Raw genomic sequence first — 728 nt, 5'->3', positions numbered from 1 at the left:
GGACTCAGGAATATTGAATCGTTTGGCTAAAGATGGACGACGCAAGTCGCAGTCGATAATCAACACTTTCTCCATAGTCGAGAAGGACACCGCCATATTGATGCTGGTGGAGGTTTTGCCTTCCTCTGGAATCGCTGAAGTAAAAGGTAAGATCTTTTGCTTAGTGTTGGTCAGCCTTAATAGCAACGACGTTCGAACAGAGCGACAAGCTTCGCTAAAGAGTTTTTCATCTTTATCTAAGTAGGCGGTATAACTTACCCCATTTTTTCGCAGGGTACGTTTTTTCACCATTGGGATAACCCCCAAGCATGTCACGCCTAGCTTATCTTGAACATCGTTTGAAGTGCGGATGACTTCTCGCAACGTTTCTAAAATGATCACCAATGCACAAGCGATAGCAAAACCGAAGAATGTGGCGATAAGCACCAGTTTCATTCGTTGTGGCGCGACAGGAAACAGTGGAATGATCGCTTTATCAGTAAAGCGAGCGGTCACATTTTTGTAATCGCTAGTAGCGCTGGTTTCTTTTTCTCGATTTAAGAAAGCTTCGTAAAGATCTTTGTTTGACTCTACTTCTCGTTTCAATTGCTCATAGCGAGCCTTTTGCGAACCAAATGATTGGAAATCTGACTTTTTTCTGTCCAGTTCTTCGCGCAACATGTCTTCTTGAGCTTTCGCTGCAAGTAAGTCTTGTTGCTTACTAAAAGAGATTTCGCGAATCAATTGCC

At 43.1% G+C, this 728-nt stretch carries 1 protein-coding gene; it reads right to left on the bottom strand.

Features of this window, described 5'->3' with window-relative positions:
* A partial coding sequence (locus R8O11_RS27405; RefSeq protein WP_318194900.1) for a GNVR domain-containing protein occupies positions 1-728 on the bottom strand: 728 nt, incomplete at both ends.

Source organism: Vibrio sp. 1288, assembly GCF_033344475.1.
Note: the sequence above shows the minus strand (reverse complement) of the source record. Positions and strands in the feature narration are given on the sequence as shown.